Origin of the sequence: Zhengella sp. (genome assembly GCF_041397485.1) — a bacterium.
Lineage (GTDB): Bacteria > Pseudomonadota > Alphaproteobacteria > Rhizobiales > Rhizobiaceae > Zhengella.
Map to the genome: position 1 here is coordinate 314384 of NZ_JAWKWO010000006.1, position 21474 is coordinate 335857.

The following is a 21474-nucleotide window of genomic DNA, read 5'->3' on the forward strand; positions in this document are numbered from 1 at the left end:
CGCGTGTCTCTGTCACGAGGATTGCCAGCCGGCTTCACGAACCCGGGCAACCATGCGCTCCACATGCGCGATGGGTGTCTGCGGCGTAATGCCGTGGCCCAGATTGAACACGAGAGGACCATTGCCCAGCGCCGCGAGAATGCGGTCGACCCCTTCGTCCAGGGCGCGGCCCCCGGCAACCAGCCGCATCGGGTCGAGATTGCCCTGAACGGCGCCATGCGCCTGCAATCGCTTCGCCTGGTTCAGGGGAACGGTCCAGTCGAGTCCCAGCGCCGTCACGCCTGTACGCGCCCTGTAGCTGTCATAGAGCGTGCCTGCGCCCTTCGGGAAACCGATCACCGGAACCTCCGGGAAACGCGCCCTGACCCGCGATACCATGCGCGCAACCGGCTCGACGCACAGCGCATCGAATGCCGCTTCGTCCAGCACACCGGACCAGGAGTCGAAAATCTGAACGGCATCGGCACCGCATTCGATCTGCCGGATGAGATAATCGGCGGAAACATCGGCCAGCAGAGCCAGGAGGGCCTTCATCGCCTTTTCGTCGCGGAAGGCAAAAAGCCGTCCAGGCGCCTGATCCGGCGTACCATGCCCTGCGATCATGTAGGTCGCCACGGTCCACGGTGCGCCACAGAAACCCAGCAGGGTGGTTTCGTCCGGCAACGCCTTGCGCAGCCTGGACACGGTTTCATAGACCGGCGCGAGATGTTCGTGAAAGCCCTTGTCATCCAGGCCTGCCACCTCGGCGGGCTCGATCGGCGTCATCAGCGGTCCGCGGCCTTCCTCGAAACGAAGATCACGGCCCAGCGCATGCGGTACGACAAGGATGTCTGAAAAGAGGATCGACGCATCAAATCCGAAGCGGCGTATCGGCTGCAGGGTCACTTCGACGGCAAGATCGGGATTGTAGCACAGGTCGAGAAAGCTCCCGGCCTGCTTCCGCGTCTCGCGATATTCCGGAAGATACCGGCCGGCCTGACGCATCATCCAGATCGGAGGGGGAAAGCGTCTGGCTCCCTTGAGCACTTCAAGCACGTTTCGCGTCATTCGTCCCATCCATTGCCGAATTCCCAGATCAGGGAATCCCATTAAAGAGATTCTTTAAAGGAGTCTTTTGATTCTATGACTCTGTCAGAATCGTGAATTCATCATCATCCACATCCCGACCGACAGGCATAGAACCCTGATACATGCCGGGAAAAGCCTGTCCGGATGTGGACAAGTCCGGGGATGAACACGAAAACCGGCACAAATTCAAGATCATCCCTATATCTGTCGGAAAACGTGGAATGTGATCTGCCATGAACATGCAACAATCTGCCACAGCCTTGTCCAGACCGTTCCTGCTCTGCCCACAGTCACGATGCCTGTGGAAAAAGCGGCTGGTTTTCACCAGCGCGAAAGGGCAGTCTGTCGCTCCGGCACATTTGTCCACAGCAACTGACAGGCAGGCGGATAACCGGTGAACAAACCGCAAAGCTATTTTCATCTTCACCTGATTTCCGACGCCACCGGGGAGACGCTGCTGGCGGCCGGCAGGGCGGCCTCGGCGCAATACAAGAATGCCCGCGCCATCGAGCATATCTATCCGCTGATCCGGACATCGCGGCAGATCGAACGTGTGCTGGAGGAAATCGATGCCGAACCGGGAATCGTGCTCTACACGGTGGTCGACCATGAACTGGCGGCCCTGATCGACAAGGGTTGCGCCGCGATGGGCTTGCCCTGTGTCTCGGTGCTGGAGCCGGTCCTTTCGGTGTTCCAGTCCTATCTTGGCGCACCTTCGGCCCGCCGCGTCGGTGCCCAGCATGTGCTTGACGCGGAATACTTCAGGCGCATCGATGCCTTGAATTTCACGATGGAACATGACGATGGCCAACTGACCCATGACCTCGATGAGGCGGACGTCGTGCTGCTTGGCATTTCGCGGACATCCAAGACGCCGACATCCATCTACCTCGCGAACCGGGGTATCAAGACCGCCAACATTCCGATCATCCACAATGTCCCGCTGCCGGAAACGCTTGTTCATGCCACCAGACCGCTGATCGTCGGACTTGTGGCATCGGCGGAACGCATATCGCAGGTGCGCGAAAACCGGGTGCTCGGCTCCTCCATGGCTTATAACCAGTCCGACTATGCCGACCGCGCGACCATTGCCGCCGAACTGACCCATGCCCGCCAGCTGCTGTCCCGGCACGGCTGGCCGATGATCGATGTCACGCGGCGTTCCATCGAGGAAACCGCCGCAGCCATCCTTGCATTGTACAACAAGGCCCGGCAAACAGGCTGAAACCTCCGGTGTTCGAAGGATACCCGATACCCATGCCCGCCGATCTCGTCCTGGCATCCGCCAGCCCCTTCCGCCGCCAGCTCCTGGAAAATGCCGGCATCTCGTTCAGGGCCGTTCCCGCCGAAATCGATGAACGCGCAGTCGAGGCCCCGCTCGCCCGTGCCGGCGGCTCGCCGGAGGATATCGCGCTTGTACTGGCCGAAGCGAAGGCGATGGAGGTTTCGGGCCGTTATCCCGGCGCGCTGGTCATCGGCTCGGTTCAGACCCTGTCTCTGGGCGACGAGGTCCTTCACAAGGTTGACACGATGGAGGAGGCCCGCAAGCGGCTGTTGCTTCTGTCGGGCAAGACCCATCAACTTAACGCGGCAATCGCCCTGGCAAGGGACGGCGAAACCGTCTGGCGCCATGTTTCCGTGGCCAGTCTCACGATGCGGAGCCTCGATCCGGGCTTTGTCGGCCGGCATCTGTCGCAGGCTGGCGATACGGTTCTTTCCAGCGTCGGCGCCTACCAGATCGAAGGTGTCGGCATCCAGCTCTTCGAGACCATCGAGGGCGATACATTCACCATCATGGGATTGCCCCTGTTGCCGTTGTTGCGCCAGTTGCGCGAAATGGAGGAGATCGATGGCTGAGCATGTCATCAGGGCAGGGGTGATCGGCGACCCGATCAAGCATTCGCGCTCGCCCGTCATCCACCGGCACTGGCTTGAAACCTACGGCATTGCCGGCCGCTACGACGCGATTCATGTACCCGCCGGCGAGGCTGCCGCCTTTGTCGCCCGTTTGGCCGGCGCCGGACTTGCCGGGTGCAACGTGACCGTTCCGCACAAGGAAGACGTTTTCCGCGCCCTGGAAAAACTCACGGACACGGCGCAGCGGATCGGTGCGGTCAACACTGTCTGGCTGGAGAACGGAACCCCCCATGGCGACAATACCGACGGCTACGGCTTTGTCGCCAATCTCGACCAGCGCGCGCCGGGTTGGGACACGGGTGGCAAGGCGACGGTGATCGGGGCGGGCGGGGGCGCACGGGCCATCGTGGATTCGCTGCTGGAGCGCGGCTACGATCGCGTTGCACTGGTCAACCGCACATTGGCGCGCGCCGAGGAACTGGCCGCGCATTTCGGCCGGAACGTCACGGCATCCGGATTCGCCGACATGGCCCGCGAACTCGAAGACGCTTCGCTGGTGGTCAACACCACGACGCTGGGCATGGAGGGCACGACAGGCCATGTCTTCGATTTCTCCATGGTTCGCGACGACTGCCTGGCCACCGACATCGTCTACACGCCATTGATGACACCCTTCCTCTCGGCGGCGCGCGATCGCGGCTTGGCGACGGTCGACGGACTGGGCATGCTGCTGCATCAGGCCGTGCCGGGGTTCGAGCGCTGGTTCGGCACACGTCCCGAAGTCACCGCGCAGTTGCGCCGGATTGTCCTTGAAACCATGGGCGTCACGGAGGACGAGGACGCATGAAGATCGTTGGTCTGACTGGCTCGATCGGGATGGGCAAGAGCACGACTGCGACCATGTTCGCCGAGGCGGGCATACCCGTTCATGATGCCGACGCCACGGTGCACCGGCTCTATGCCGGCCGCGCCGCGCCGCTCATCGAAGCGGCCTTTCCGGGCACGGTGGTGGACGGAACGGTTGACCGGGATCGCCTGGGCAAGGCCGTCATCGGCAATGGCGAAGCGATGAAGAAACTGGAATCCATCGTTCATCCGCTCGTCCGTGCCGAGGAAGCGGCCTTTCTCGACACGGCACGCGGGCAGGGCGCACCATTTGTCATTCTCGACATCCCGCTGCTGTTCGAAACGGGTGGAGACAAGCGGGTCGACGCCGTCATCGTGGTTTCGGCTGATGCCGCGGTTCAGCGCACGCGCGTCCTGGAGCGCGCGGGCATGACGGAAGAAAAATTCGAGGCCATCCTGGCCCGGCAGGTGCCCGATGCGCAAAAGCGGGCCAACGCGGATTTCGTCATCGATACGGGCCATGGCCTTGAAGCGGCACGGGCGCAGGTACGCGATGTCATCGCGGCATTGAGCGAACCAGCGGTGGATTGAAGCCCGGCTGCGCTGACCGGCCCTTGTGCCGTTCCGGCGGTTCCTGAAACTGGACGCAAGCGGCGAATCACCAATTCGGGACGGGCAACATGCGCGAGATCATCTTCGACACGGAAACAACGGGTCTCGATAACCAGGCGGACCGGGTGATCGAGATCGGCGGCGTCGAACTGGTCGACCGTTTCCCCACCGGCCGGACGTTTCACGTCTACATCAACCCCGAAGGTCGGGAGGTTCACCCGGAAGCATTGGCCGTTCACGGGATCTCGAATCAGGATCTCGCCGACAAGCCGGTCTTTTCGGCGATCGTCGAAGAGTTCCTCGCCTTCTTCTCCGATGCCCGGCTGGTGGCCCACAATGCCAGCTTCGACATGGGTTTCATCAACGCCGAGCTGGCGCGCCTCTCGCTGCCCCCCTTCGACCCGGCGCTGGTCGTCGATACCCTGGCGATCGCGCGGCGCAAGCACCCAATGGGACCGAATTCGCTGGATGCGCTGTGCCGCCGCTATGGCATCGACAATTCGCACCGCACAAAGCACGGCGCCTTGCTCGACTCGGAATTGCTGGCAGAAGTCTATATCGAACTGGCTGGCGGCAAGCAGGCCGCCCTGCGGCTGACCGAATCGGGCGGAGGAGAAGACCGGGACGGAACGGATCGCGTGGCGGTCGTGCTGCCGGAGCGGAGCGAGCCCTTGCCGCCACGGCTTTCGGACGAGGACATTCGTGCGCATGAAGCGCTTGTCGTGCGCCTGGGCGAAAAGGCCCTGTGGACCCGGCTGGGCTTCGGATCCCGAATGCCCGGGCATTGAACGGGCATGAAAAACCCGGCGCAGCAAAACGACGCCGGGTCCGTCGATGATTCACGTGAAACGCGGGCGCGTCAGTTGTTCTGGTTCGCGTTCTCGGCGCGGGTGCGTTCTTCCGCCATGCGCTGCTGGAACATTGCGGCGAAATCGATCGGCTCCAGCATCAGCGGCGGGTAACCGCCATTGCGCGTGGCGTCGGAAATGATCTGGCGCGCGAAGGGGAACAGCAGGCGCGGGCATTCGATGAACAGGATCGGCAGCATGTGCTCCTGCGGGAAACCGGCGACGCGGAAAATGCCGCCATAGACGAGTTCGACATTGAACAGCGTCTTTCCGTCCATTTCCGCCTTCGTGTTCAGCGTCAGGACAACGTCGAATTCCTGCTCGGAAAGCGGATTGGCATTGACGTTGACATTGATGTTGATGCCGGGGCTCTTGTTGCCCTGGTTCTGAAGCGACTGCGGCGCATTCGGATTCTCGAAGGAGAGGTCCTTGATGTACTGGGTCAGGACATTGAGGACCGGCTGCTGCTGGTTCTGTCCATTGCCTGCGGCGCCAGATTGGGTATCGCTCATTCTTCGGTTCCTTGTCAGGTTCAGGTCGGCGTGCAGGCAAAGTGTTTTCTGCACGGAAAAATCGCAGGCTGGCTATCATGACCGTTCCGGCATGACAAGTGAAACCGGCTTCTCGCCCGTTCAGCGGCGGTCATGTCCCTCATGCGTGTCCTCGTCGCGGTATTCGTCCTCGCCAAGGTCGATGGTGCGGCGGCCCTCGCCGCGCCAGGCCTGCCGCCCGCTGAACCCTCCGGCCGATACCACCGTTATGCGGTTCCTGACCAGCGTCCAGCCAAGGTCGCGCAACGCCGGAACGAAGAGCAGGAAGCCGAGCGTGTCGGTGATGAAGCCGGGGGTCAGCAGAAGCACACCGGCGATCAGGATCATGACACCGTGAACGAGTTCGCGGCCGGGAATGCGCCCTGCATCCGTCTCGGCCTGAATCCGGGTGATGAGCGAGAACCCCTGGACGCGCAGGAGTATGGAGCCGATGATGGCCGTGACCACGATCATGGCCAGTGTGGCGAACACGCCGATCTGCCCGCCGATCACCACGAAGGCGGCAATCTCGGCCAGCGGAATGACAAGAAGAACAAACGGGATGAGACTGAAGGGCATTGGCCGTGTGGCGCCTCTCTCGATGAGGGTGATATCCGGTCGGGACACTGATAGTGTTACCTGCAATATAGGAAGGCGGACAACGCATTTGAATGCGTGGCACCGGCGTTCTATATGAGCGGTAGTCGCTTTTGATAAACGGTTCCCGGCCCGATGGCCGGATATGATGGCAGGCACGATGCAGTATCTCGATTTCGGAACGGTCTTTTTCCTGATCACTGCGGTGGTGATCATCTATCAGCTGCGTTCTGTGCTCGGCCGCCGCACGGGCAATGAGCGGCCGCCTTTCGATCCCTACACCGAAGGCCGGCTTGAGAACCAGCCGCCCGCCGACGACAATGTGGTTGCCCTGCCGCGCCGCAAGAAGAAGGGCGACGGGGAAGGCAATGACGAGTTCTACGCCCCCGTCGACGTGATTGCCGAGAAGGGAACGCCCCTCAACAAGGGCCTGCGTCAGATCAGGGATGCCGATCCGGGCTTTGATCCCAAGGGCTTTGTCGACGGCGCCAAGATGGCCTATGAAATGATTGTCACGGCCTATGCCGAGGGCGACCGGAAGACCTTGCGCAACCTGCTGTCGCGCGATGTGTTCGAGGGCTTCGATCTCGCGATCACCGCGCGGGAAAAGGCCGGCGAGAGCATGCGCTCTTCCTTCGTCGGCATTTCGCGCGCTGAAATCGTCAATGCCGAGGTGCGGGGCAACGATGCCATGGTCACGCTGCGCATCGTTTCCGAAATGATCTCGGCAACGATGGACGCCAGCGGCGAGGTCATCGACGGCGATCCGGAATCGGTGACGGAGGGCACGGATATCTGGACCTTTGCCCGTGATTTGCGTTCGCGCGATCCCAACTGGAAACTCGTCGCGACCGAAGAGGAATAGGCGCGCCTCGTGGGAATGGTGGCATGATCGGGCAGCCTGCATTCCTGCCGGCGGATTTCTCCGATATTCCGGGTTGGGCTGCCGATGATCACGCGGCGGCCTTTTCCGCTTTCCGCCAATCGGCCATGAAGGCCGGCGAGCGGAGGTGGAAAGACGGCGCGCTGGGTATCGGCTTCGCCTCGCTTCAACCGGCCTTTGCCGCGGCCCGCGTCCTCACTGCTGCCGGGCCACAGGCCGCGCGGCGCTTTTTCGAAAGCCACTTTTCTGCCTGGCGGTACGGCGAACATCCCGGCTCAGGCTTCGTCACCGCCTATTACGAGCCTGAAGCCGAAGCGTCCTTTGTGAAGACGGACCGGTTCCGCTTTCCCCTCTACCGTCAGCCCGAGGATCTGGTGAAAATACCCGCCGGAAATCCTGCCCCCGGCCTCGCTCCCGCGTTTGAATGGGCACGACGGACGGACCTGGGCCTTGTGGAGCATCCGGATCGCCAAGCCATCGAGACCGGTGCCCTGGACGGCCGCGGGCTCGAACTGGCATGGCTTGAGGATCCCGACGACGTCTTCTTCATTCATGTGCAGGGGTCGGCGCGGCTGTCGATGACCGATGGCACGAAGATGCGCATCGGCTTCGCCGCCAAGTCCGGCCACCCCTTCACCGCCATCGGGCGTCTTCTGGTGGAGACCGGGGAACTGGATGCCGCCACCATCTCGATGCAGGCCATTCGCGACTGGTTGAAGCGCAATCCGCATCGCCGCGATGCGCTGGTCTGGTCGAACCGGTCCTTCATTTTCTTTCGTGAGAACCCTCTTGGCGACCCGGCCCTCGGCCCGGTTGCTGCCGGCCATGTCCAGCTTTCGCCGGGCCGGTCCGTGGCGCTGGACCGCAAGCTGCATTGTTTCGCTACCCCGGTCTTCATCGACATGCCGGATGCCACGGCTTTCGGCCGGCCGTTTTCCCGCCTGATGATCGGGCAGGATACGGGCTCCGCGATTGTCGGTCCGGCGCGCGCCGATATTTTCACCGGCACCGGAGATGAGGCCGGGCAGATCGCCGGGGCTGTCAGGGCGCCGGCCGACTTCTGGTTTCTCGTTCCAAAGGGCGTCACACCCGCGGGGGCGGCATCGTGAGCGCGCGGGATCGCAAGCTGAATGCCGAGGAGCGGATCCTCTGGGGCAGGGTGGCGCGCAGCACCACGCCATTGAAGGACAAGAAGGTGCTGGAGGACTGGCTGGTGGAAACCCCGCCCGACGCGGACCGGCCGCCCCGCATCGTCCGCCAGGCCGATGCCTTTCGCCAGAATCCGCCGCCTGCCGAGCCTCCCAGGCCGCCGGCGCCATCCTTTGACAGGCCGCAGCGGCGCAAGATCGAGAAGGGACGCATACCCATCGAGGCGCGGATCGACCTGCACGGCATGTTTCAGGCCGAGGCCCATGCCCTCCTGCTGTCCTTTCTGGCCCATGCCCATGCACGCGGCCTTCGTCATGTCCTGGTGATCACCGGCAAGGGCGCTTCCTTCGGCTCGGAAGGCGTGCTGGCCAGGTCGGTGCCCGCCTGGCTGTCGACGCCACCCTTTCGCGCACTGGTCAGCGGCCATGATGTGGCATCGCGCCGCCATGGCGGCGAGGGCGCGCTCTACATCCGCATCAGGCGCAAGCCGGGGAGGGGAGGATGACGCCTTTCGGCAAGAAGCTCAGGGACATGCGCGCTGCCAGGGGCGTGACGCAAAAGGAAATGGCGGCGGCCATCGGCGTTTCGCCAGCCTATCTTTCCGCATTGGAACATGGCCGTCGCGGCCAGCCCACCTGGGCTCTGTTGCAGCGCATCATCGGCTATTTCAATGTCATCTGGGATGAGGCGGACGAATTCGCCGAACTGGCCGGCATGTCGGATCCCAGGGTGACCATCGACACCGCGGGCCTGTCTCCGGCAGCCACGGCATTGGCAAACAGGCTGGCTCGCGACATTTCCCGGCTCGATGCCGAGGGTCTGGAAGCGCTGGACCGGATGCTCGATGCGCTTGCCCGCGATGAATGAGTGACGGCAGGCCCTAGCGGAAAAGCGCCTTGAGTTCCTCCAGCCGGTCATTGACCAGCCATCCGTAATAGTTTTCCTCCGGCATGCGCGGCGCCTTGCCCTCGGCAAGGCGCTTGCCGTTCTCCGCCTTGAGCGCCTGGGCGCGCTCTTCCGGATTGCCGAGATTGTAGAGTGTCGCCGTGACGCCCGGATTGCCGGAAATGTCGAAACCGGCGATATCGCGATAGGCCTCGATCGATTTGGCAATCACCGCCGCGACATAGGCAAGCGACATGTCCGGGTCCATGATTGTCCGGTAGACCGCTTGCGGATTTCTGTGATCCAGCCGCCGGTAACCGGAGACCTCGTGCACCATGTCGCTCATTTCCAGCGCCGTCAGCGGGTTGAGCTGGCCCAGTCCGAAGGTCTGGCCCGCATAGAAGGGCTGGAAGAAGACCGCCGAGAACCGGTCGTTCGGCCAGGTCGTGCCATCGACGGCGCGCCCGCGAAAGATCCTGTTCCAGACGGCCTCGCGGCAGGTCCACTGGTCGTAGCTGCCGGTCAGGGCATTGCACTCGCTGAATTGCGGGCGTTCGATGAAATCCTCGACATCTTCTCCGCCGTGTTCGAAGCGGAAGCTCGAATTCACATAGGACAGCGCCTTGATGTAATAGCTTTGAAGCCGGTCATAGGCATCCACGTTGTAGGTGTGTTCGCCGACAATCGCGCCCACGATATGCATCGGGTCGATGCCGTATTCCTTCGCCGTTTCGCGAATGGCCCCGCGCAGGCCTTCATCCGATTGCAGCAGCGCCAGGATCTTGCGGTACTTGGCGTCGAAGGTTGTCTTCAGCGCCTTCGTCCGTCTTGCCGAACCGCCGGGGATGTCGGGCTGCTCGCTGTGCCGGTTGCCCGCAGGCACGTCGACAACCGGCGCAGCCGTTGCCGCCGCCGCAATGGCGCTGGAAAGGAGCAGGGCGAGGGCGGTCTGGCGAAACATGGCGGCAAGCAGGCGTCCTGATGGAAGACGGGGTTTCAATAATCGGTCGGGCCGGTCAAGTCGATATGCCTGGCCCTGAACTAAGGGCAAAGATGATGCCGGAGTGTGTCGCCGGTTACAGGATGTAGCGGGACAGATCGGTGTTCTTTGCCAGATCTCCGACATTGGCGTGAACATAGGGCGCATCGATGACCATGTCTTCGCCATCCCGGTCGGGTGCCGTATAGGATATTTCGTCCAGCACCCGTTCCATGACGGTCTGAAGGCGCCGCGCGCCGATATTTTCCACCGTGGCGTTGAGATCGACGGCAATGCCGGCCAGCGCATCGATGGCATCGTCGGTAAATGAGAGATTCACGCCCTCGGTGCCCATCAGCGCCGTGTACTGCTTGATGAGGCTGGCCTCGGTTTCGGTAAGGATGCGACGGAAGTCCTCCTTTTCCAATGCTCTCAGTTCCACGCGGATCGGCAGGCGTCCCTGCAATTCGGGCAGCAGGTCGGACGGCTTGGAAACGTGGAAGGCGCCCGAAGCGATGAACAGGATGTGATCGGTTTTCACCGGGCCGTGTTTCGTGGCGACCGTCGTGCCTTCGATCAGCGGCAGCAGGTCGCGCTGCACCCCTTCGCGTGACACGCCCGCTCCATGCCCGCCTTCCCGCGTGGCAATCTTGTCGATTTCATCCAGGAACACGATTCCGTCGTTTTCGGCCGAAAGCAGGGCCTCCTGTGTCACCTGGTCCATGTCCAGCAACTTGTCGGATTCGTCGTTGATGAGAAATCCGTAGCTTTCGGCCACCGTTGTCCGCCGCGTCTTGGTGCGGCCGCCGCCCATCGCCTTGCCGAGCAGGTCGTTGATGTTGAGAACCCCTATATTCGCGCCCGGCATGCCTGGAATCTCGAAACCGCCCGGCATCCCGCCATCGGCCACCTCGATCTCGATTTCCTTGTCGCTGAGTTCGTTGTTGCGCAGCTTTCGGCGGAAGGAATCCCGGGTAGCCGGGCTGGCCGTCTTGCCCACAAGCGCGTCGAGCACGCGTTCCTCGGCATTGAGCTCCGCCTTGGCCTTCACCTCCGCCCGCTTGCGGTCGCGCACCAGCGCGATCGCCGATTCCACGAGGTCGCGCACGATCTGCTCCACGTCGCGCCCCACATAGCCCACCTCGGTGAACTTGGTTGCTTCCACCTTGATGAAGGGCGCCCCGGCCAGCTTGGCGAGCCGCCGCGAAATTTCCGTCTTGCCGACGCCTGTCGGGCCGATCATCAGGATGTTCTTGGGATTCACCTCCTCGCGCATCGGGCTTTCAAGCTGCTGCCGGCGCCAGCGGTTGCGCAGCGCAATGGCGACGGCCCGCTTCGCTTCCTTCTGTCCGATGATGTAGCGGTCGAGTTCCGAGACGATCTCGCGGGGGGAATAATTGGTCATGGCCTACACTTTGATGGGAGGAAGTTTTGCCAGCACCGATGTGGGAAGCGTGGTCCCGACGGTCAAGCCGCGGATACGCTGCCAGCCGGCGCCGAACATGATCACCAGCGCGCCGATCATCAGCAGGATGAGCGCGAAGGGCGGGATGCCCGTGGCGTTGGCCGTCCGGTCGAACAGGTAATAGACGCCGAGCGACCCGAAATAGGCAAAGGTCGGCACCAGCAGCGAGCGCCGGTCGATGGCCAGCGCGACATAGACGAAACCGGCGATGAGCAGGGCAAGCGAGATGGCCGCGCCCATGCCCGGTTCGATGTCGCCCACGGCAGTCGCCTGGCCGGTTGCCAGGATGAAGAGCGGATGCACCAGCATGGGCGCGGAGACGACATGCAGCCAGAAGGCGCAATCGGACCAGATCGTGCGCCGCTCCCGGTCGTGCAGGTCGAGCGCCACGGCGACGAGAAAGACGGCGATGCCGCAGGCAAGCGGCATCAGCAGCGCCCGTTCCATCACCAGCGGAAGCTGTTCGGCAGCCGGCAGCGCCACCTGACCGCTGGTCACACCGTCATAAAGGACCAGCGCGGACCAGAGAAAGGCCAGCGCGGTTGCGGCCAATGCGAAGACCGCAGCCATGATGGGAACGCGAAACCGCCAGAAATAGAGCGCCGCCGCCGCAGCGACACCGCCCGCGGCGAGACTGCCGAGCCATCCGGCCCTGGCCCGCAGCGCGAACAGGGCCAGCATGCTGTTCTCGCCCGCTTCTAGCCCCGCCTGCGACATGGCATGTTCGCCGAGGATGACGGCTATGGCGGCGACGAAACCGAGGCCCAGCACGGTGCTGGCCAGCCGCATCCTTTTCTGCCGCGTCACGAATTCCGCCACGCCCCAGACCAGCAGTGCCGTGATCGCCGCGCCGGCGACGGGGCCAAGCCCCGGCATGGCCTGCATGGAGAAAAGCAGGCCGGCAAACAGCATGCCGATACCAACCGTGACGAACAGGTCGTTTCCGCCGCCGATCAGGCGCAGGTTCTCGTCACCGGCAAGGTCGGGGGGAAGCGGCGGCATGGTGTCCAGCGCCAGAACCGCATCCCGTTGCGACGCCGTCAGGATGCCGCGTTCGACCGCGCGTTCGAGGGTCTCGTGGGAAATCAGGACCGTATTCCTCTTGTCTTGCCGGCGGGAGGCCGGCGCGGCCAGCAGGGTTACCGGGCCGGGCCGGCGTCGAGCGTTTCAACCACGACGTTGTGATTGGTGTAGACGCAGATATCGGCGGCAATCTGCATCGCCTTGCGTGCGATCACCTCCGGGTCCTCCTCCACGTCATAAAGGGCCCGTGCCGCGGCCAGCGCGTAATTGCCGCCCGATCCGATGGCCATCACGCCCAGTTCCGGCTCCAGCACGTCGCCATTGCCGGTGACCGCCAGGCTCACATCCTTGTTGGCCACCAGCATCATGGCTTCCAGTTGGCGCAAATACTTGTCGGTGCGCCAGTCCTTGGCAAGCTCCACGCAGGAGCGCATCAACTGGCCGGGATATTGTTCCAGCTTGGCTTCCAGCCGCTCCAGCAGCGTGAACGCATCGGCCGTCGCGCCCGCGAAACCGCAGATGACGTCCTGGTCCTTGCCGATGCGGCGCACCTTGCGGGCATTGCCCTTCATCACCACCGCCTGTCCCATGGTCACCTGGCCATCGCCGGCGATCACCACCTTGCCGCCCTTGCGCACGGTGACGATGGTCGTCGCGTGCATGCTGTTATCGCCCATGGATCGAAACTCCGTTTGCCTGCCGCGCTTCGGCGGCCTGTCCTGTCTGGACCGTGCCTGTCTGGACCGTGCCCGTCTGAACCGTGCCCGTCTGAACCGTGCCCGTCTGAACCGTCTATGTATGCAACCGGTCAATGAATGCAAACCGGCATCGGCGTTTGGCGAACGAAGGCGGCCGCCAAGCAACTTTCCAATCCTGCCGCCTGCTGCTAGAAGGCAGGCACGAGTTCAACGGGAAGACCAGACATGACCGCCCGCAGCGCCAGCGTTTCGCGCAAGACCAACGAAACCGCGATTGACGTCTCCATTGCCATCGACGGCACGGGCAGGCACGACATCAAGACCGGCGTTGGCTTTTTCGATCACATGCTGGAGCAGCTTTCCCGCCATTCGTTGATCGACATGACGGTGCGCGCAGACGGTGATCTCCACATCGATGATCATCACACGGTCGAGGATACGGGAATCGCCCTGGGTCAGGCCCTTGCGCAGGCATTGGGTGAACGGCGCGGCATCACCCGTTACGCCTCTCTCAACCTTGTCATGGACGAAACCATGACGACGGCGGGCGTGGATGTGTCGGGCCGGCCTTTCCTTGTCTGGAACGTCGCTTTCTCCGCGCCCAAGATCGGCACATTTGACACGGAGCTTGTTCGCGAATTCTTTCAGGCGCTGTCGCAGCATGCGGGCATCACGCTGCATGTGAAAAACGAATATGGCGTCAACAATCACCATATCGCTGAAACCTGCTTCAAGGCCGTGGCGCGGGTACTGCGCACCGCGCTTGAGATCGATCCGCGCCAGTCCAATGCCGTCCCGTCGACCAAGGGATCGCTGAAAGGCTGAGCCGATGGCCTCTTTCGTTGTCATGGAACCGCCGGCGGACAGGGGGGGCGAACAGGCCCGCTTCATCCGCGACAGCTTTGCCTTTTTCGCATTCCTCGCTCCACCGGTCTGGTTTGCCTGGCACAGGCTCTGGGTCGAGGCGGCCGTTGCACTGGCACTGGTGATGGGTATCGGCGCATTGGGGGATGTTGCGGGCTTTGGCGGTGCCGCTGCCGCGGTAACCTTTCTTGTCATGCTTTTCGCCGGGTTCGAGGCGCGGGGGCTGCGGATCGCCGGCATGGAAAGGCGCGGCTGGCGTTCGGCAGGCGTGGTGGAAGCGGCAAGCTGGCGCGATGCGGAATTGCGCTGGTTTCACGGCACGGCCTCGACAGCGCAAGCGGGGAACATGCCGCCGCCCTTGCCGCCCCGACCAGCGTCCCGCCGGGCGGCTGCGTCGCCCGAAGGGCTTGGCCTCATCGACTATCCGGGAGCACGCTGATGCGCGTCGCCATCATCGACTACGGCTCGGGCAATCTGCGCTCGGCCACCAAGGCTTTCGAGCGCGCCGCGCGCGAGGCCGGTATCACCGCCGAGATCGACCTGACCGCCGATGCCGGCCGTGTGCGCACGGCGGACCGCATCGTGCTGCCGGGTGTCGGCGCCTATGCCGACTGCAAGAAGGGGCTGGACGCCGTGCCGGGCATGCACGCGGCCATTAACGAGGCCGTCGAGGACAAAGGCCGGCCCTTTCTGGGTATTTGCGTCGGCATGCAGCTCATGTCGTCCCGCGGGCTGGAAAAAATGGTTACCCCGGGTTTCGGATGGATAGAGGGCGATGTGCGGCTGATGACGCCGTCGGATCCGGAACTCAAGATTCCGCAGATCGGCTGGAACACGATTCACGTGAAACATTCCCATCCGCTTTTCGACGGCATCCCGACCGGCGAGCAGGGCCTGCATGCCTATTTCGTTCATTCCTATTTCCTGGATGCCAGGAACCCGGACGATGTGCTGGCCGTCACCGAATATGGCGGCGATGTGACCGCTGCCGTCGCCCACGGGAACAAGGCTGGCACGCAGTTCCACCCGGAAAAGAGCCAGAAACTGGGCCTCGCCCTTATTGCCAATTTCCTGAAATGGAAGCCCTGAGAGCGTACAGTATCGCATGTCAGACCTTCTCTTCCCCGCCATTAATCTGAAGGATGGCCCCCCGCGCCGCCCGCAGCGGCCAGGCCGTGAGGGCGCGCAAATCGGAAAGGGCATTGGCCTTGTCTAGGATTCTCTTCCCCGCCATTGATTTGAAGGATGGCCAATGCGTTCGCCTCAGGCTGGGCGAGATGGATAGCGCAACGGTCTATAACGACGATCCGGGCGCCCAGGCGAAAGCCTTCGAGGATGCCGGTTTCGAATGGCTCCACGTTGTTGACCTGAACGGCGCCTTTGCCGGCGAAAGCGTCAATGGCGCCGCTGTGGAGAAGATCCTCGCGGCCACGAGGAACCCGGTACAGCTTGGTGGCGGCATCCGCACGCTGGCCCATATCGAAGCCTGGCTGGAAAAAGGCCTCGCCCGCGTCATTCTCGGCACGGTGGCCGTGCGCGATCCTGATCTGGTCAAGGAGGCATGCCGCCTTTTTCCGGGCCGGATTGCCGTGGGCATTGATGCCAAGGGTGGCAAGGTTGCGGTCGAAGGCTGGGCGGAAGCCTCGTCGCTGGGCGTCGTCGAACTGGCCAGGAAATTTGAAGGCGCCGGGGTTGCCGCCATCATCTACACCGACATCGACCGTGATGGTGTCCTCACCGGCATCAACTGGGAATCGACCATTGACCTGGCCAATGCCGTGTCCATTCCCGTGATCGCCTCGGGCGGTCTGGCATCCATCGCGGATATCGTGCGCATGACCATGCCGGATGCCGCACGCCTGGAAGGCGCCATATCCGGCCGCGCCCTGTATGATGGCCGTATCGATCCGGCCGAAGCGCTGGGCGTGCTTCGCGGAACGGTCAAGGTCGAAGCGGCCGCCTTCGAGGACCCGGAGGAACGCCAGTGAAACCTGTTGTGCTCATGCCCGGTTCCGCGCAGGGGGCGATGAGTCGCTCATACAGAAAAGGGCAGATCCCATGCTGAAGGCCCGCGTTATTCCGTGTCTGAATGTGAAGGATTGGCCGCGCGCCCGCAGCGGCGCAGCCGCAAGGACGTGCAGAACCGGAAAGGCGGCCATCCCATGCTGAAAGCCCGTGTAATTCCTTGTCTGGATGTGAAGGATGGCCGCGTCGTCAAGGGAGTCAACTTCGTCGATCTCATCGATGCGGGTGATCCGGTGGAAGCGGCCAAGGCCTATGATGCCGCCGGTGCCGATGAACTGACCTTTCTCGACATCACCGCGAGTCACGAGAACCGGGACACGATCTTCGATGTCGTGGCCCGCACGGCAGAACAATGCTTCATGCCCCTGACAGTGGGCGGCGGCGTGCGTGCGGTGGCCGATATCCGCAAGCTGTTGCTGGCGGGCGCCGACAAGGTCTCGATCAATACGGCTGCCGTGAAGAATCCGGATTTCGTCGCCGAGGCGGCGGACAAGTTTGGCGACCAGTGCATTGTCGTGGCGATCGACGCCAAGAAGGTGTCGGCAGGCGGTGAGCCCGACCGCTGGGAGATCTTCACCCATGGCGGCCGCACGCCGACCGGCATCGACGCGGTGGAATTCGCCCGGCTTGTCGTGGACAGGGGGGCCGGCGAGATCCTCTTGACCTCGATGGACCGCGACGGCACCAAGGCCGGCTACGATATCGCGCTGACCCGCACCATCGCCGATGCCGTGCATGTTCCGGTCATCGCTTCCGGTGGCGTCGGCAATCTCGACCATATGGTCGAAGGCATTCGAGACGGCCATGCCACGGCTGTGCTGGCCGCTTCCATCTTTCATTTCGGAACCTACACGATCGGCGAGGCCAAGGATTACATGGCCCGCGCCGGCCTGCCCATGCGGCTGGACCCACATGAGTGAGCGCGAGGAAGAGCCGATGACCAACTTCACCCTTGCTGACCTCGAGAAGATCGTTGCCGAGCGCGCCCGCTCCGGCGACGGCAATTCCTGGACTGCGAAGCTGTTTGCCAGGGGCATGCCGAAAGCGGCGCAGAAAATGGGCGAGGAAGCGGTCGAGTCGGTGATCGCGGCGGTAGCGCAGGATCGCGAAGGTCTGATTTCCGAAAGCGCCGATCTTCTCTATCATTGGCTTGTGGTGCTGGCGCTGGCCGGCATTTCACTGGAAGAGGTCATGGCCGAGCTGGAAAGCCGGACAGGCCGCTCCGGGATTGAGGAAAAGGCTGCCCGCAACGGGTAGCAGGGGCCGGTTGTCGGGCTCACGGGAAGGGGACGGAAACGATCGATGGACCAGCTAAACGCTTCCGAGATCTACTCGCCCTACCGGTTTTTCACGGCTGAACGCTGGGCGGAGTTCCGCGCCGACACACCGCTGACGCTGACAGCCGATGAGGTTGAACGTCTTCGCTCGATGAACGATCCTGTCGACCTGCAGGAGGTTCGCCGCATCTACCTTGCCCTGTCGCGGTTGCTCTCGGCCCATGTCGAGGCCAGCCAGCTCCTGTTCCGCCAGCGCAAGGAATTCCTCAACGTGGATGATGCGGTGAAGACGCCCTTCATCATCGGCATTGCCGGTTCGGTGGCCGTCGGCAAGTCGACGACGGCGCGCATCCTGAAGGAATTGTTGCGCCGCTGGCCGTCAAGCCCCAAGGTCGATCTGGTGACGACCGACGGTTTCCTGCTGCCCAATGCAGAACTGCGCCGCCAGAACCTCATGGACCGCAAGGGATTCCCGGACAGCTATGACGTTGGCGCCCTGCTGCGCTTCCTGTCCGACATCAAGTCGGGCCGCTCCAATGTCAAGGCGCCGCTCTACTCGCACCTCACCTACGACGTTCTCGAGGGTGAGGAGCAGATCGTCGACCGGCCGGACATCCTCATTTTCGAGGGGATCAACGTGCTTCAGGTCCGTGACCTTCCGCATGATGGCAAGGCGGTGCCGTTCGTTTCGGATTTCTTCGACTTCTCGATCTATATCGATGCGGACGAAGACCTGATCCACGCCTGGTATGTCGATCGCTTCATGCGGTTGCGAAAGACAGCGTTCACCAATCCGCAATCCTTCTTCCACCGCTATTCCCAATTGCCGGCCGAAGCGGCCCGCGCGATCGCTGAAGGGCTGTGGGCCAATATCAACGCCCGGAACCTGCGCGAGAATATCCTGCCGACAAGGCCGCGCGCCGACCTGATCCTGCGCAAGGGCGCCGACCACCTGATCCGGGAAGTGGCGCTGCGCAAGCTTTGACCGGTTCCTGCCCGCCCGGATTGCGGGCAAAGAGACTGCCCGCCGTTTTTCCGCATTGATGCGGGCGAAGGCATGGGTTAGAAGAGCGTGCGTCGCAGGTGATCCCTGCTGTGCACCCGTAGCTCAGCTGGATAGAGCGCTGCCCTCCGAAGGCAGAGGTCACAGGTTCGAATCCTGTCGGGTGCGCCAAAATTCTCTTCAAAATCAATTATTTATGAGCGCAATACAATTTGCTAGTTGACCCTTCGGGTGCGCACGGAAGCAATACGGAAGCAGAATTTCTCCAAGACTATGCATGTTGATCCATAATTTCGGTGCTCGTTAGATTGACCGAGATTGCGAATTAGAACTCCGAACTGTCCGCGCGTATCGCTTCAAGTTCCTCTTTCGACAAGGATGCCCGCATGAACTCATCGAAGCTTGCAAGATCCTCGACGGTTGGAATGTTACTCTGATCATTCAGCGCACGTAGTTCGTCAGCAACATCACGTCTGCTGATGGTGTCGAGAATGACCGGCCCATTTTCTAGTTGATACTGAAGCGAGCCATTCATCATGTTGATACGGCCGTAGCCTGGCGCGTAGGCGATCGAGTTGTTTCGCCCACGCACTTCATGTTTGGCAAAGGATACTCTGAGGTGTTCAAGTCTCGAAAAAGGAATATGCGCTCGGCGAAGGTCAATTTTTATCGTCTCGATGATCGATGGATCGGCAGCAATCTGCCTCAATTGCTTTGCACGCATCTCACGACCGGCGTGAAGATACCCCTGATCTTCTTCTAAGCTCGCTGCCTTGAGTTCCAAGCCTCCATTGTTCGCCAGTTTGATGATGTCCTTCGCTCGTGCCCTCCAGGTCCTCAGGAGCTCGTAGGCTGCAAAGATCCACATCTGCGACTGAGCATTAAGAAACATTGTGGTCGGAGGGGTCTTATCCGTCTGAAAGTATTCCTGAAGCGTGTGATGCTCGAGGTTCATGATGAACTGATCGACCACCGCCAGGTTCGTCACCTGCAGGCCGAGATACATGTCATCGCGAAGCAAAGCCAATGAATGAAGCGCTGACGTCAATTCGTGCGACGTGATGTCGGTGTGCGGCCTGAAACTCGACTCCTGATCCGCCACATAGTCATCGTCAAAGAATTCATCGCGATCCATTATCTATCCTGACGCTTCCCTAGCGGTTGCTATGGGCATGAAGAGCCGAAGCGGCTGATCTGGAAGGGGGATGAATCCGAAGCTCTCATAGTAGTTCTTGCGACGGGTGACAGCGTCTACATTTCCATCATCAAATACGTCCAACATGACCACGCAGGTTCCAATTTCCTCCGAGGCGCGTGCAATCCTGTCGAGTGCGTCAGCCACCAGTGCACTTCCCAAGCCATTGCCCTGATGCTTCTCATCGACGCCGATCATGGCTATGAACGCCGCAGGAAGCAGTCCATGCTTCATAGCTTTCTTTTTGTAGGAAGCAGGCATCTCCTTGACATCGACCGCATGCATGTTGATGCCGTAAAAACCTACAATCTGGTTCTCAGCGTCAATAACGACCCATATGCGAACGACATCTGCTTTGGCACCCTTTTTCGCCGTCAGCTTTAGGTAATTGTCGATTTGTGGGACGCCACAAGAAAAAGCCGCCCGATCATGTGTCTTTGGATCGAACGGCTGAATTTTGAATGGTACTTGTTTTTCCGTATCAGTCGGCATTCGCAATCAGCTTCTTGCGAATTGCAAACGCTTCTTGCAGTCGCTTGGTTGGCTTCGGAGGATTATCGAGCGCATTGAAGAATGCTTCTCTATCCGCCTTGCTTTCAAGGACCGTCACTTTGTGTGCTTCAATCGTCGATTGGGCAGCGCTGTAAGCAGCGCTCACGATAAAAGAACTGACATCGACGCCGTTCAGTGTTGCTGCACGGTTGATCGTATCTTTTACAGACGGCTGCGTGCGTGCCTCAAGGCGAGCACTCTTCGGCTCATCGACTGAAACTGTCGCATCTTCAAATGCTAACATGATTGCCTCCTTTCCGGCGTTAGGGCCAACCCGAACACTCAGGTTAAAGTGAACCTCCACCTATGTACGGGAGATAGGCGTACATGTCAAGTGTACGGGAATTAGCCGTACGACAAAACTTAAGCGTTTCGCAACATCTCGCGCACCGTGTTCCTTTCGATCAAACGCGAAAATTTCTTGTAGTCACTGTTCTCTTTCTGCCAGCGACCAGCAACGATTGACACGTGTACACCCGCCTGTTGGCTTACTTCCTCGACTTCCTCCGTCCGCGCAAACTTTTTCTTACAAATCTTGGCGAACTTCGATGGCACTAGACTGTTCTTGGCAAGTTTGTCAGCTTGCGCCTCGATTTCGTCATCGGTTTCGATATCCAGTTCATCGAAAAACACGTGGTCTGTCGACGAAAGAATTTGGTAATGCTCCACGAGATGGGCCAATTCGTGAAGCAGCGTAAACCAAAAATTATCGATCCTGTCGTGGCGCAAGGTCAATCCAATAACCGGTGTCTTACCGTTCAGGAGCATAATGGCGCCATCTAAAAACGTGCCTGGCAATAGCGGTAAAACCACAACGATGATACCGTTCTTTGACAGCTCCTCGACGGCTATACGCGGCCCCTGTGGATGTGTGCTGAGTTGCGCAATGCAACGCAAGAATTTCTTGTCAATTGCGGTCCTTGAAAACTCGCCAATTGGTGGTTTGCGCATCGCTTTTTGAAGAACCGCCGCTTGCCAAATGAGCAATGCATTAACGTCGGTTTTTCCACTCGCTCGCTGCGTGCGTGTTTTCCTATTCAGCCTTGGGACGTGGTTTTGTCCGAACGAAGCGTTGAGAAATTCACCCACACCATCCAAACTAATATCGAACCCAAGCT

At 61.3% G+C, this 21474-nt stretch carries 27 protein-coding genes and 1 tRNA gene; 17 read left to right on the forward strand and 11 right to left on the reverse strand.

The features are described from left to right. Window positions 1–12 precede the first annotated feature (12 nt). Window positions 13–1047: a uroporphyrinogen decarboxylase gene (hemE, locus tag R3D65_RS18620; protein WP_371276799.1), complete on the reverse strand. Its 1035-nt coding sequence runs from the start codon at window positions 1045–1047 to the stop codon at window positions 13–15. Between the two features lie 415 nt (window positions 1048–1462). Here hemE and R3D65_RS18625 point away from each other — a divergent pair, with 415 nt between their 5' ends. The 5 genes from R3D65_RS18625 to dnaQ all read left to right on the forward strand — a co-directional run bounded on the left by R3D65_RS18625 (window position 1463) and on the right by dnaQ (window position 5171). Then, window positions 1463–2293: a pyruvate, water dikinase regulatory protein gene (locus R3D65_RS18625; RefSeq protein ID WP_371276800.1), complete on the forward strand. Its 831-nt coding sequence runs from the start codon at window positions 1463–1465 to the stop codon at window positions 2291–2293. Window positions 2294–2325: 32 nt separating this feature from the next. Further along, window positions 2326–2925, forward strand: coding sequence for a Maf-like protein (locus tag R3D65_RS18630; RefSeq protein ID WP_371276801.1), 600 nt, complete (start codon window positions 2326–2328; stop codon window positions 2923–2925). Next, window positions 2918–3772, forward strand: a complete 855-nt coding sequence (locus R3D65_RS18635; RefSeq protein WP_371276802.1) for a shikimate dehydrogenase — start codon at window positions 2918–2920, stop codon at window positions 3770–3772. Before R3D65_RS18630 ends, R3D65_RS18635 begins: the two co-directional genes overlap by 8 nt. Continuing rightward, a complete protein-coding gene (gene coaE, locus R3D65_RS18640) occupies window positions 3769–4362 on the forward strand; it encodes a dephospho-CoA kinase (RefSeq protein WP_371276803.1) in 594 nt (197 codons plus the stop codon). Before R3D65_RS18635 ends, coaE begins: the two co-directional genes overlap by 4 nt. A gap of 89 nt (window positions 4363–4451) precedes the next feature. Next, window positions 4452–5171 carry a DNA polymerase III subunit epsilon gene (dnaQ, locus tag R3D65_RS18645; RefSeq protein ID WP_371276804.1) on the forward strand — a complete coding sequence of 240 codons (720 nt, stop codon included), beginning with the start codon at window positions 4452–4454 and terminating at the stop codon, window positions 5169–5171. 71 nt (window positions 5172–5242) lie between these two features. Here the strand turns inward: dnaQ and secB are convergent, their stop codons facing one another. Together secB and R3D65_RS18655 are read right to left on the reverse strand one after the other, a co-directional pair. Further along, a complete protein-coding gene (gene secB, locus R3D65_RS18650; RefSeq protein WP_371276805.1) occupies window positions 5243–5743 on the reverse strand; it encodes a protein-export chaperone SecB in 501 nt (166 codons plus the stop codon). A gap of 120 nt (window positions 5744–5863) precedes the next feature. Beyond that, window positions 5864–6388 carry an FxsA family protein gene (locus tag R3D65_RS18655; RefSeq protein ID WP_371276807.1) on the reverse strand — a complete coding sequence of 175 codons (525 nt, stop codon included), beginning with the start codon at window positions 6386–6388 and terminating at the stop codon, window positions 5864–5866. 130 nt (window positions 6389–6518) lie between these two features. Between R3D65_RS18655 and R3D65_RS18660 the strand changes: the two genes are divergently transcribed. Genes R3D65_RS18660 through R3D65_RS18675 form a run of 4 tightly spaced genes read left to right on the forward strand, consistent with a single transcriptional unit; the run spans window position 6519 to window position 9257 of the window. Continuing rightward, on the forward strand, window positions 6519–7223 hold the full coding sequence (locus R3D65_RS18660; protein WP_371276857.1) for a Tim44/TimA family putative adaptor protein: 705 nt from the start codon (window positions 6519–6521) through the stop codon (window positions 7221–7223). A gap of 23 nt (window positions 7224–7246) precedes the next feature. Beyond that, the gene (locus tag R3D65_RS18665; protein WP_371276808.1) at window positions 7247–8350 is read left to right on the forward strand and encodes a murein transglycosylase A; all 1104 of its coding nucleotides are present in this window, start codon (window positions 7247–7249) and stop codon (window positions 8348–8350) included. Next, a complete protein-coding gene (locus R3D65_RS18670) occupies window positions 8347–8895 on the forward strand; it encodes a Smr/MutS family protein (protein ID WP_371276809.1) in 549 nt (182 codons plus the stop codon). Before R3D65_RS18665 ends, R3D65_RS18670 begins: the two co-directional genes overlap by 4 nt. Further along, on the forward strand, window positions 8892–9257 hold the full coding sequence (locus R3D65_RS18675; RefSeq protein ID WP_371276810.1) for a helix-turn-helix domain-containing protein: 366 nt from the start codon (window positions 8892–8894) through the stop codon (window positions 9255–9257). Before R3D65_RS18670 ends, R3D65_RS18675 begins: the two co-directional genes overlap by 4 nt. A 13-nt stretch (window positions 9258–9270) precedes the next feature. Here the strand turns inward: R3D65_RS18675 and R3D65_RS18680 are convergent, their stop codons facing one another. From R3D65_RS18680 to hslV, 4 genes are all read right to left on the reverse strand, one after another. Beyond that, window positions 9271–10236 (reverse strand): DUF1402 family protein, encoded by a 966-nt coding sequence (locus R3D65_RS18680; RefSeq protein WP_371276811.1) that lies wholly within the window; start codon window positions 10234–10236, stop codon window positions 9271–9273. Between the two features lie 115 nt (window positions 10237–10351). Then, complete coding sequence (hslU, locus tag R3D65_RS18685) at window positions 10352–11659, reverse strand: ATP-dependent protease ATPase subunit HslU (protein WP_371276812.1); 1308 nt, start codon at window positions 11657–11659, stop codon at window positions 10352–10354. Between the two features lie 3 nt (window positions 11660–11662). After that, the gene (locus R3D65_RS18690; RefSeq protein WP_371276813.1) at window positions 11663–12721 is read right to left on the reverse strand and encodes a hypothetical protein; all 1059 of its coding nucleotides are present in this window, start codon (window positions 12719–12721) and stop codon (window positions 11663–11665) included. A gap of 137 nt (window positions 12722–12858) precedes the next feature. Then, window positions 12859–13419, reverse strand: a complete 561-nt coding sequence (gene hslV / locus R3D65_RS18695; protein ID WP_371276815.1) for an ATP-dependent protease subunit HslV — start codon at window positions 13417–13419, stop codon at window positions 12859–12861. Between the two features lie 246 nt (window positions 13420–13665). Between hslV and hisB the strand changes: the two genes are divergently transcribed. The 8 genes from hisB (at window position 13666) to R3D65_RS18735 (ending at window position 18780) form a co-directional block, all read left to right on the forward strand. Next, window positions 13666–14265 carry an imidazoleglycerol-phosphate dehydratase HisB gene (gene hisB / locus R3D65_RS18700; RefSeq protein WP_371276817.1) on the forward strand — a complete coding sequence of 200 codons (600 nt, stop codon included), beginning with the start codon at window positions 13666–13668 and terminating at the stop codon, window positions 14263–14265. Between the two features lie 4 nt (window positions 14266–14269). After that, a complete protein-coding gene (locus R3D65_RS18705) occupies window positions 14270–14743 on the forward strand; it encodes a DUF2628 domain-containing protein (protein ID WP_371276819.1) in 474 nt (157 codons plus the stop codon). After that, window positions 14743–15393 carry an imidazole glycerol phosphate synthase subunit HisH gene (gene hisH / locus R3D65_RS18710; protein ID WP_371276821.1) on the forward strand — a complete coding sequence of 217 codons (651 nt, stop codon included), beginning with the start codon at window positions 14743–14745 and terminating at the stop codon, window positions 15391–15393. The genes R3D65_RS18705 and hisH overlap by 1 nt, the downstream gene beginning before the upstream one ends. Window positions 15394–15521: 128 nt before the next feature. After that, the gene (hisA, locus tag R3D65_RS18715) at window positions 15522–16292 is read left to right on the forward strand and encodes a 1-(5-phosphoribosyl)-5-[(5-phosphoribosylamino)methylideneamino]imidazole-4-carboxamide isomerase (RefSeq protein WP_371276859.1); all 771 of its coding nucleotides are present in this window, start codon (window positions 15522–15524) and stop codon (window positions 16290–16292) included. Between the two features lie 174 nt (window positions 16293–16466). Further along, window positions 16467–17249: an imidazole glycerol phosphate synthase subunit HisF gene (hisF, locus tag R3D65_RS18720; RefSeq protein WP_371276823.1), complete on the forward strand. Its 783-nt coding sequence runs from the start codon at window positions 16467–16469 to the stop codon at window positions 17247–17249. A gap of 16 nt (window positions 17250–17265) precedes the next feature. Then, complete coding sequence (locus tag R3D65_RS18725) at window positions 17266–17586, forward strand: phosphoribosyl-ATP diphosphatase (RefSeq protein WP_371276824.1); 321 nt, start codon at window positions 17266–17268, stop codon at window positions 17584–17586. Between the two features lie 45 nt (window positions 17587–17631). Next, the gene (coaA, locus tag R3D65_RS18730) at window positions 17632–18591 is read left to right on the forward strand and encodes a type I pantothenate kinase (protein ID WP_371276825.1); all 960 of its coding nucleotides are present in this window, start codon (window positions 17632–17634) and stop codon (window positions 18589–18591) included. 112 nt (window positions 18592–18703) lie between these two features. Beyond that, window positions 18704–18780 (forward strand) — tRNA-Arg (locus tag R3D65_RS18735). A gap of 154 nt (window positions 18781–18934) precedes the next feature. On the opposite strand, the gene R3D65_RS18740 is transcribed toward R3D65_RS18735, so the two are convergent. The 4 genes from R3D65_RS18740 to R3D65_RS18755 form a co-directional block, all read right to left on the reverse strand. After that, window positions 18935–19744 carry a hypothetical protein gene (locus tag R3D65_RS18740; protein ID WP_075995186.1) on the reverse strand — a complete coding sequence of 270 codons (810 nt, stop codon included), beginning with the start codon at window positions 19742–19744 and terminating at the stop codon, window positions 18935–18937. A gap of 3 nt (window positions 19745–19747) precedes the next feature. After that, window positions 19748–20296, reverse strand: coding sequence for a GNAT family N-acetyltransferase (locus R3D65_RS18745; protein WP_075995187.1), 549 nt, complete (start codon window positions 20294–20296; stop codon window positions 19748–19750). Continuing rightward, window positions 20286–20600 carry a DUF1778 domain-containing protein gene (locus tag R3D65_RS18750; protein WP_075995188.1) on the reverse strand — a complete coding sequence of 105 codons (315 nt, stop codon included), beginning with the start codon at window positions 20598–20600 and terminating at the stop codon, window positions 20286–20288. The genes R3D65_RS18745 and R3D65_RS18750 overlap by 11 nt, the downstream gene beginning before the upstream one ends. Before the next feature lie 119 nt (window positions 20601–20719). Further along, window positions 20720–21474, reverse strand: a 755-nt coding sequence (locus R3D65_RS18755) for an ImmA/IrrE family metallo-endopeptidase (RefSeq protein WP_371276828.1), incomplete at its 5' end; no start/stop codon positions are given.

Bases quoted from the DNA above. Each gene is read 5' to 3' on its own strand.
- R3D65_RS18745 (WP_075995187.1), bottom strand. From the start codon at position 20,296: ATGCCGACTGATACGGAAAAACAAGTACCATTCAAAATTCAGCCGTTC.
- dnaQ (WP_371276804.1), top strand. From the start codon at position 4,452: ATGCGCGAGATCATCTTCGACACGGAAACAACGGGTCTCGATAACCAG.
- hslU (WP_371276812.1), bottom strand. From the start codon at position 11,659: ATGACCAATTATTCCCCCCGCGAGATCGTCTCGGAACTCGACCGCTAC.
- R3D65_RS18660 (WP_371276857.1), top strand. From the start codon at position 6,519: ATGCAGTATCTCGATTTCGGAACGGTCTTTTTCCTGATCACTGCGGTG.
- R3D65_RS18740 (WP_075995186.1), bottom strand. From the start codon at position 19,744: ATGGATCGCGATGAATTCTTTGACGATGACTATGTGGCGGATCAGGAG.
- R3D65_RS18675 (WP_371276810.1), top strand. From the start codon at position 8,892: ATGACGCCTTTCGGCAAGAAGCTCAGGGACATGCGCGCTGCCAGGGGC.
- R3D65_RS18630 (WP_371276801.1), top strand. From the start codon at position 2,326: ATGCCCGCCGATCTCGTCCTGGCATCCGCCAGCCCCTTCCGCCGCCAG.
- R3D65_RS18680 (WP_371276811.1), bottom strand. From the start codon at position 10,236: ATGTTTCGCCAGACCGCCCTCGCCCTGCTCCTTTCCAGCGCCATTGCG.
- hisB (WP_371276817.1), top strand. From the start codon at position 13,666: ATGACCGCCCGCAGCGCCAGCGTTTCGCGCAAGACCAACGAAACCGCG.
- R3D65_RS18635 (WP_371276802.1), top strand. From the start codon at position 2,918: ATGGCTGAGCATGTCATCAGGGCAGGGGTGATCGGCGACCCGATCAAG.
- R3D65_RS18705 (WP_371276819.1), top strand. From the start codon at position 14,270: ATGGCCTCTTTCGTTGTCATGGAACCGCCGGCGGACAGGGGGGGCGAA.
- coaE (WP_371276803.1), top strand. From the start codon at position 3,769: ATGAAGATCGTTGGTCTGACTGGCTCGATCGGGATGGGCAAGAGCACG.
- hisH (WP_371276821.1), top strand. From the start codon at position 14,743: ATGCGCGTCGCCATCATCGACTACGGCTCGGGCAATCTGCGCTCGGCC.
- hemE (WP_371276799.1), bottom strand. From the start codon at position 1,047: ATGACGCGAAACGTGCTTGAAGTGCTCAAGGGAGCCAGACGCTTTCCC.
- hslV (WP_371276815.1), bottom strand. From the start codon at position 13,419: ATGGGCGATAACAGCATGCACGCGACGACCATCGTCACCGTGCGCAAG.
- R3D65_RS18665 (WP_371276808.1), top strand. From the start codon at position 7,247: ATGATCGGGCAGCCTGCATTCCTGCCGGCGGATTTCTCCGATATTCCG.
- coaA (WP_371276825.1), top strand. From the start codon at position 17,632: ATGGACCAGCTAAACGCTTCCGAGATCTACTCGCCCTACCGGTTTTTC.
- secB (WP_371276805.1), bottom strand. From the start codon at position 5,743: ATGAGCGATACCCAATCTGGCGCCGCAGGCAATGGACAGAACCAGCAG.
- R3D65_RS18725 (WP_371276824.1), top strand. From the start codon at position 17,266: ATGACCAACTTCACCCTTGCTGACCTCGAGAAGATCGTTGCCGAGCGC.
- hisF (WP_371276823.1), top strand. From the start codon at position 16,467: ATGCTGAAAGCCCGTGTAATTCCTTGTCTGGATGTGAAGGATGGCCGC.
- R3D65_RS18690 (WP_371276813.1), bottom strand. From the start codon at position 12,721: ATGCCGCCGCTTCCCCCCGACCTTGCCGGTGACGAGAACCTGCGCCTG.
- R3D65_RS18750 (WP_075995188.1), bottom strand. From the start codon at position 20,600: ATGTTAGCATTTGAAGATGCGACAGTTTCAGTCGATGAGCCGAAGAGT.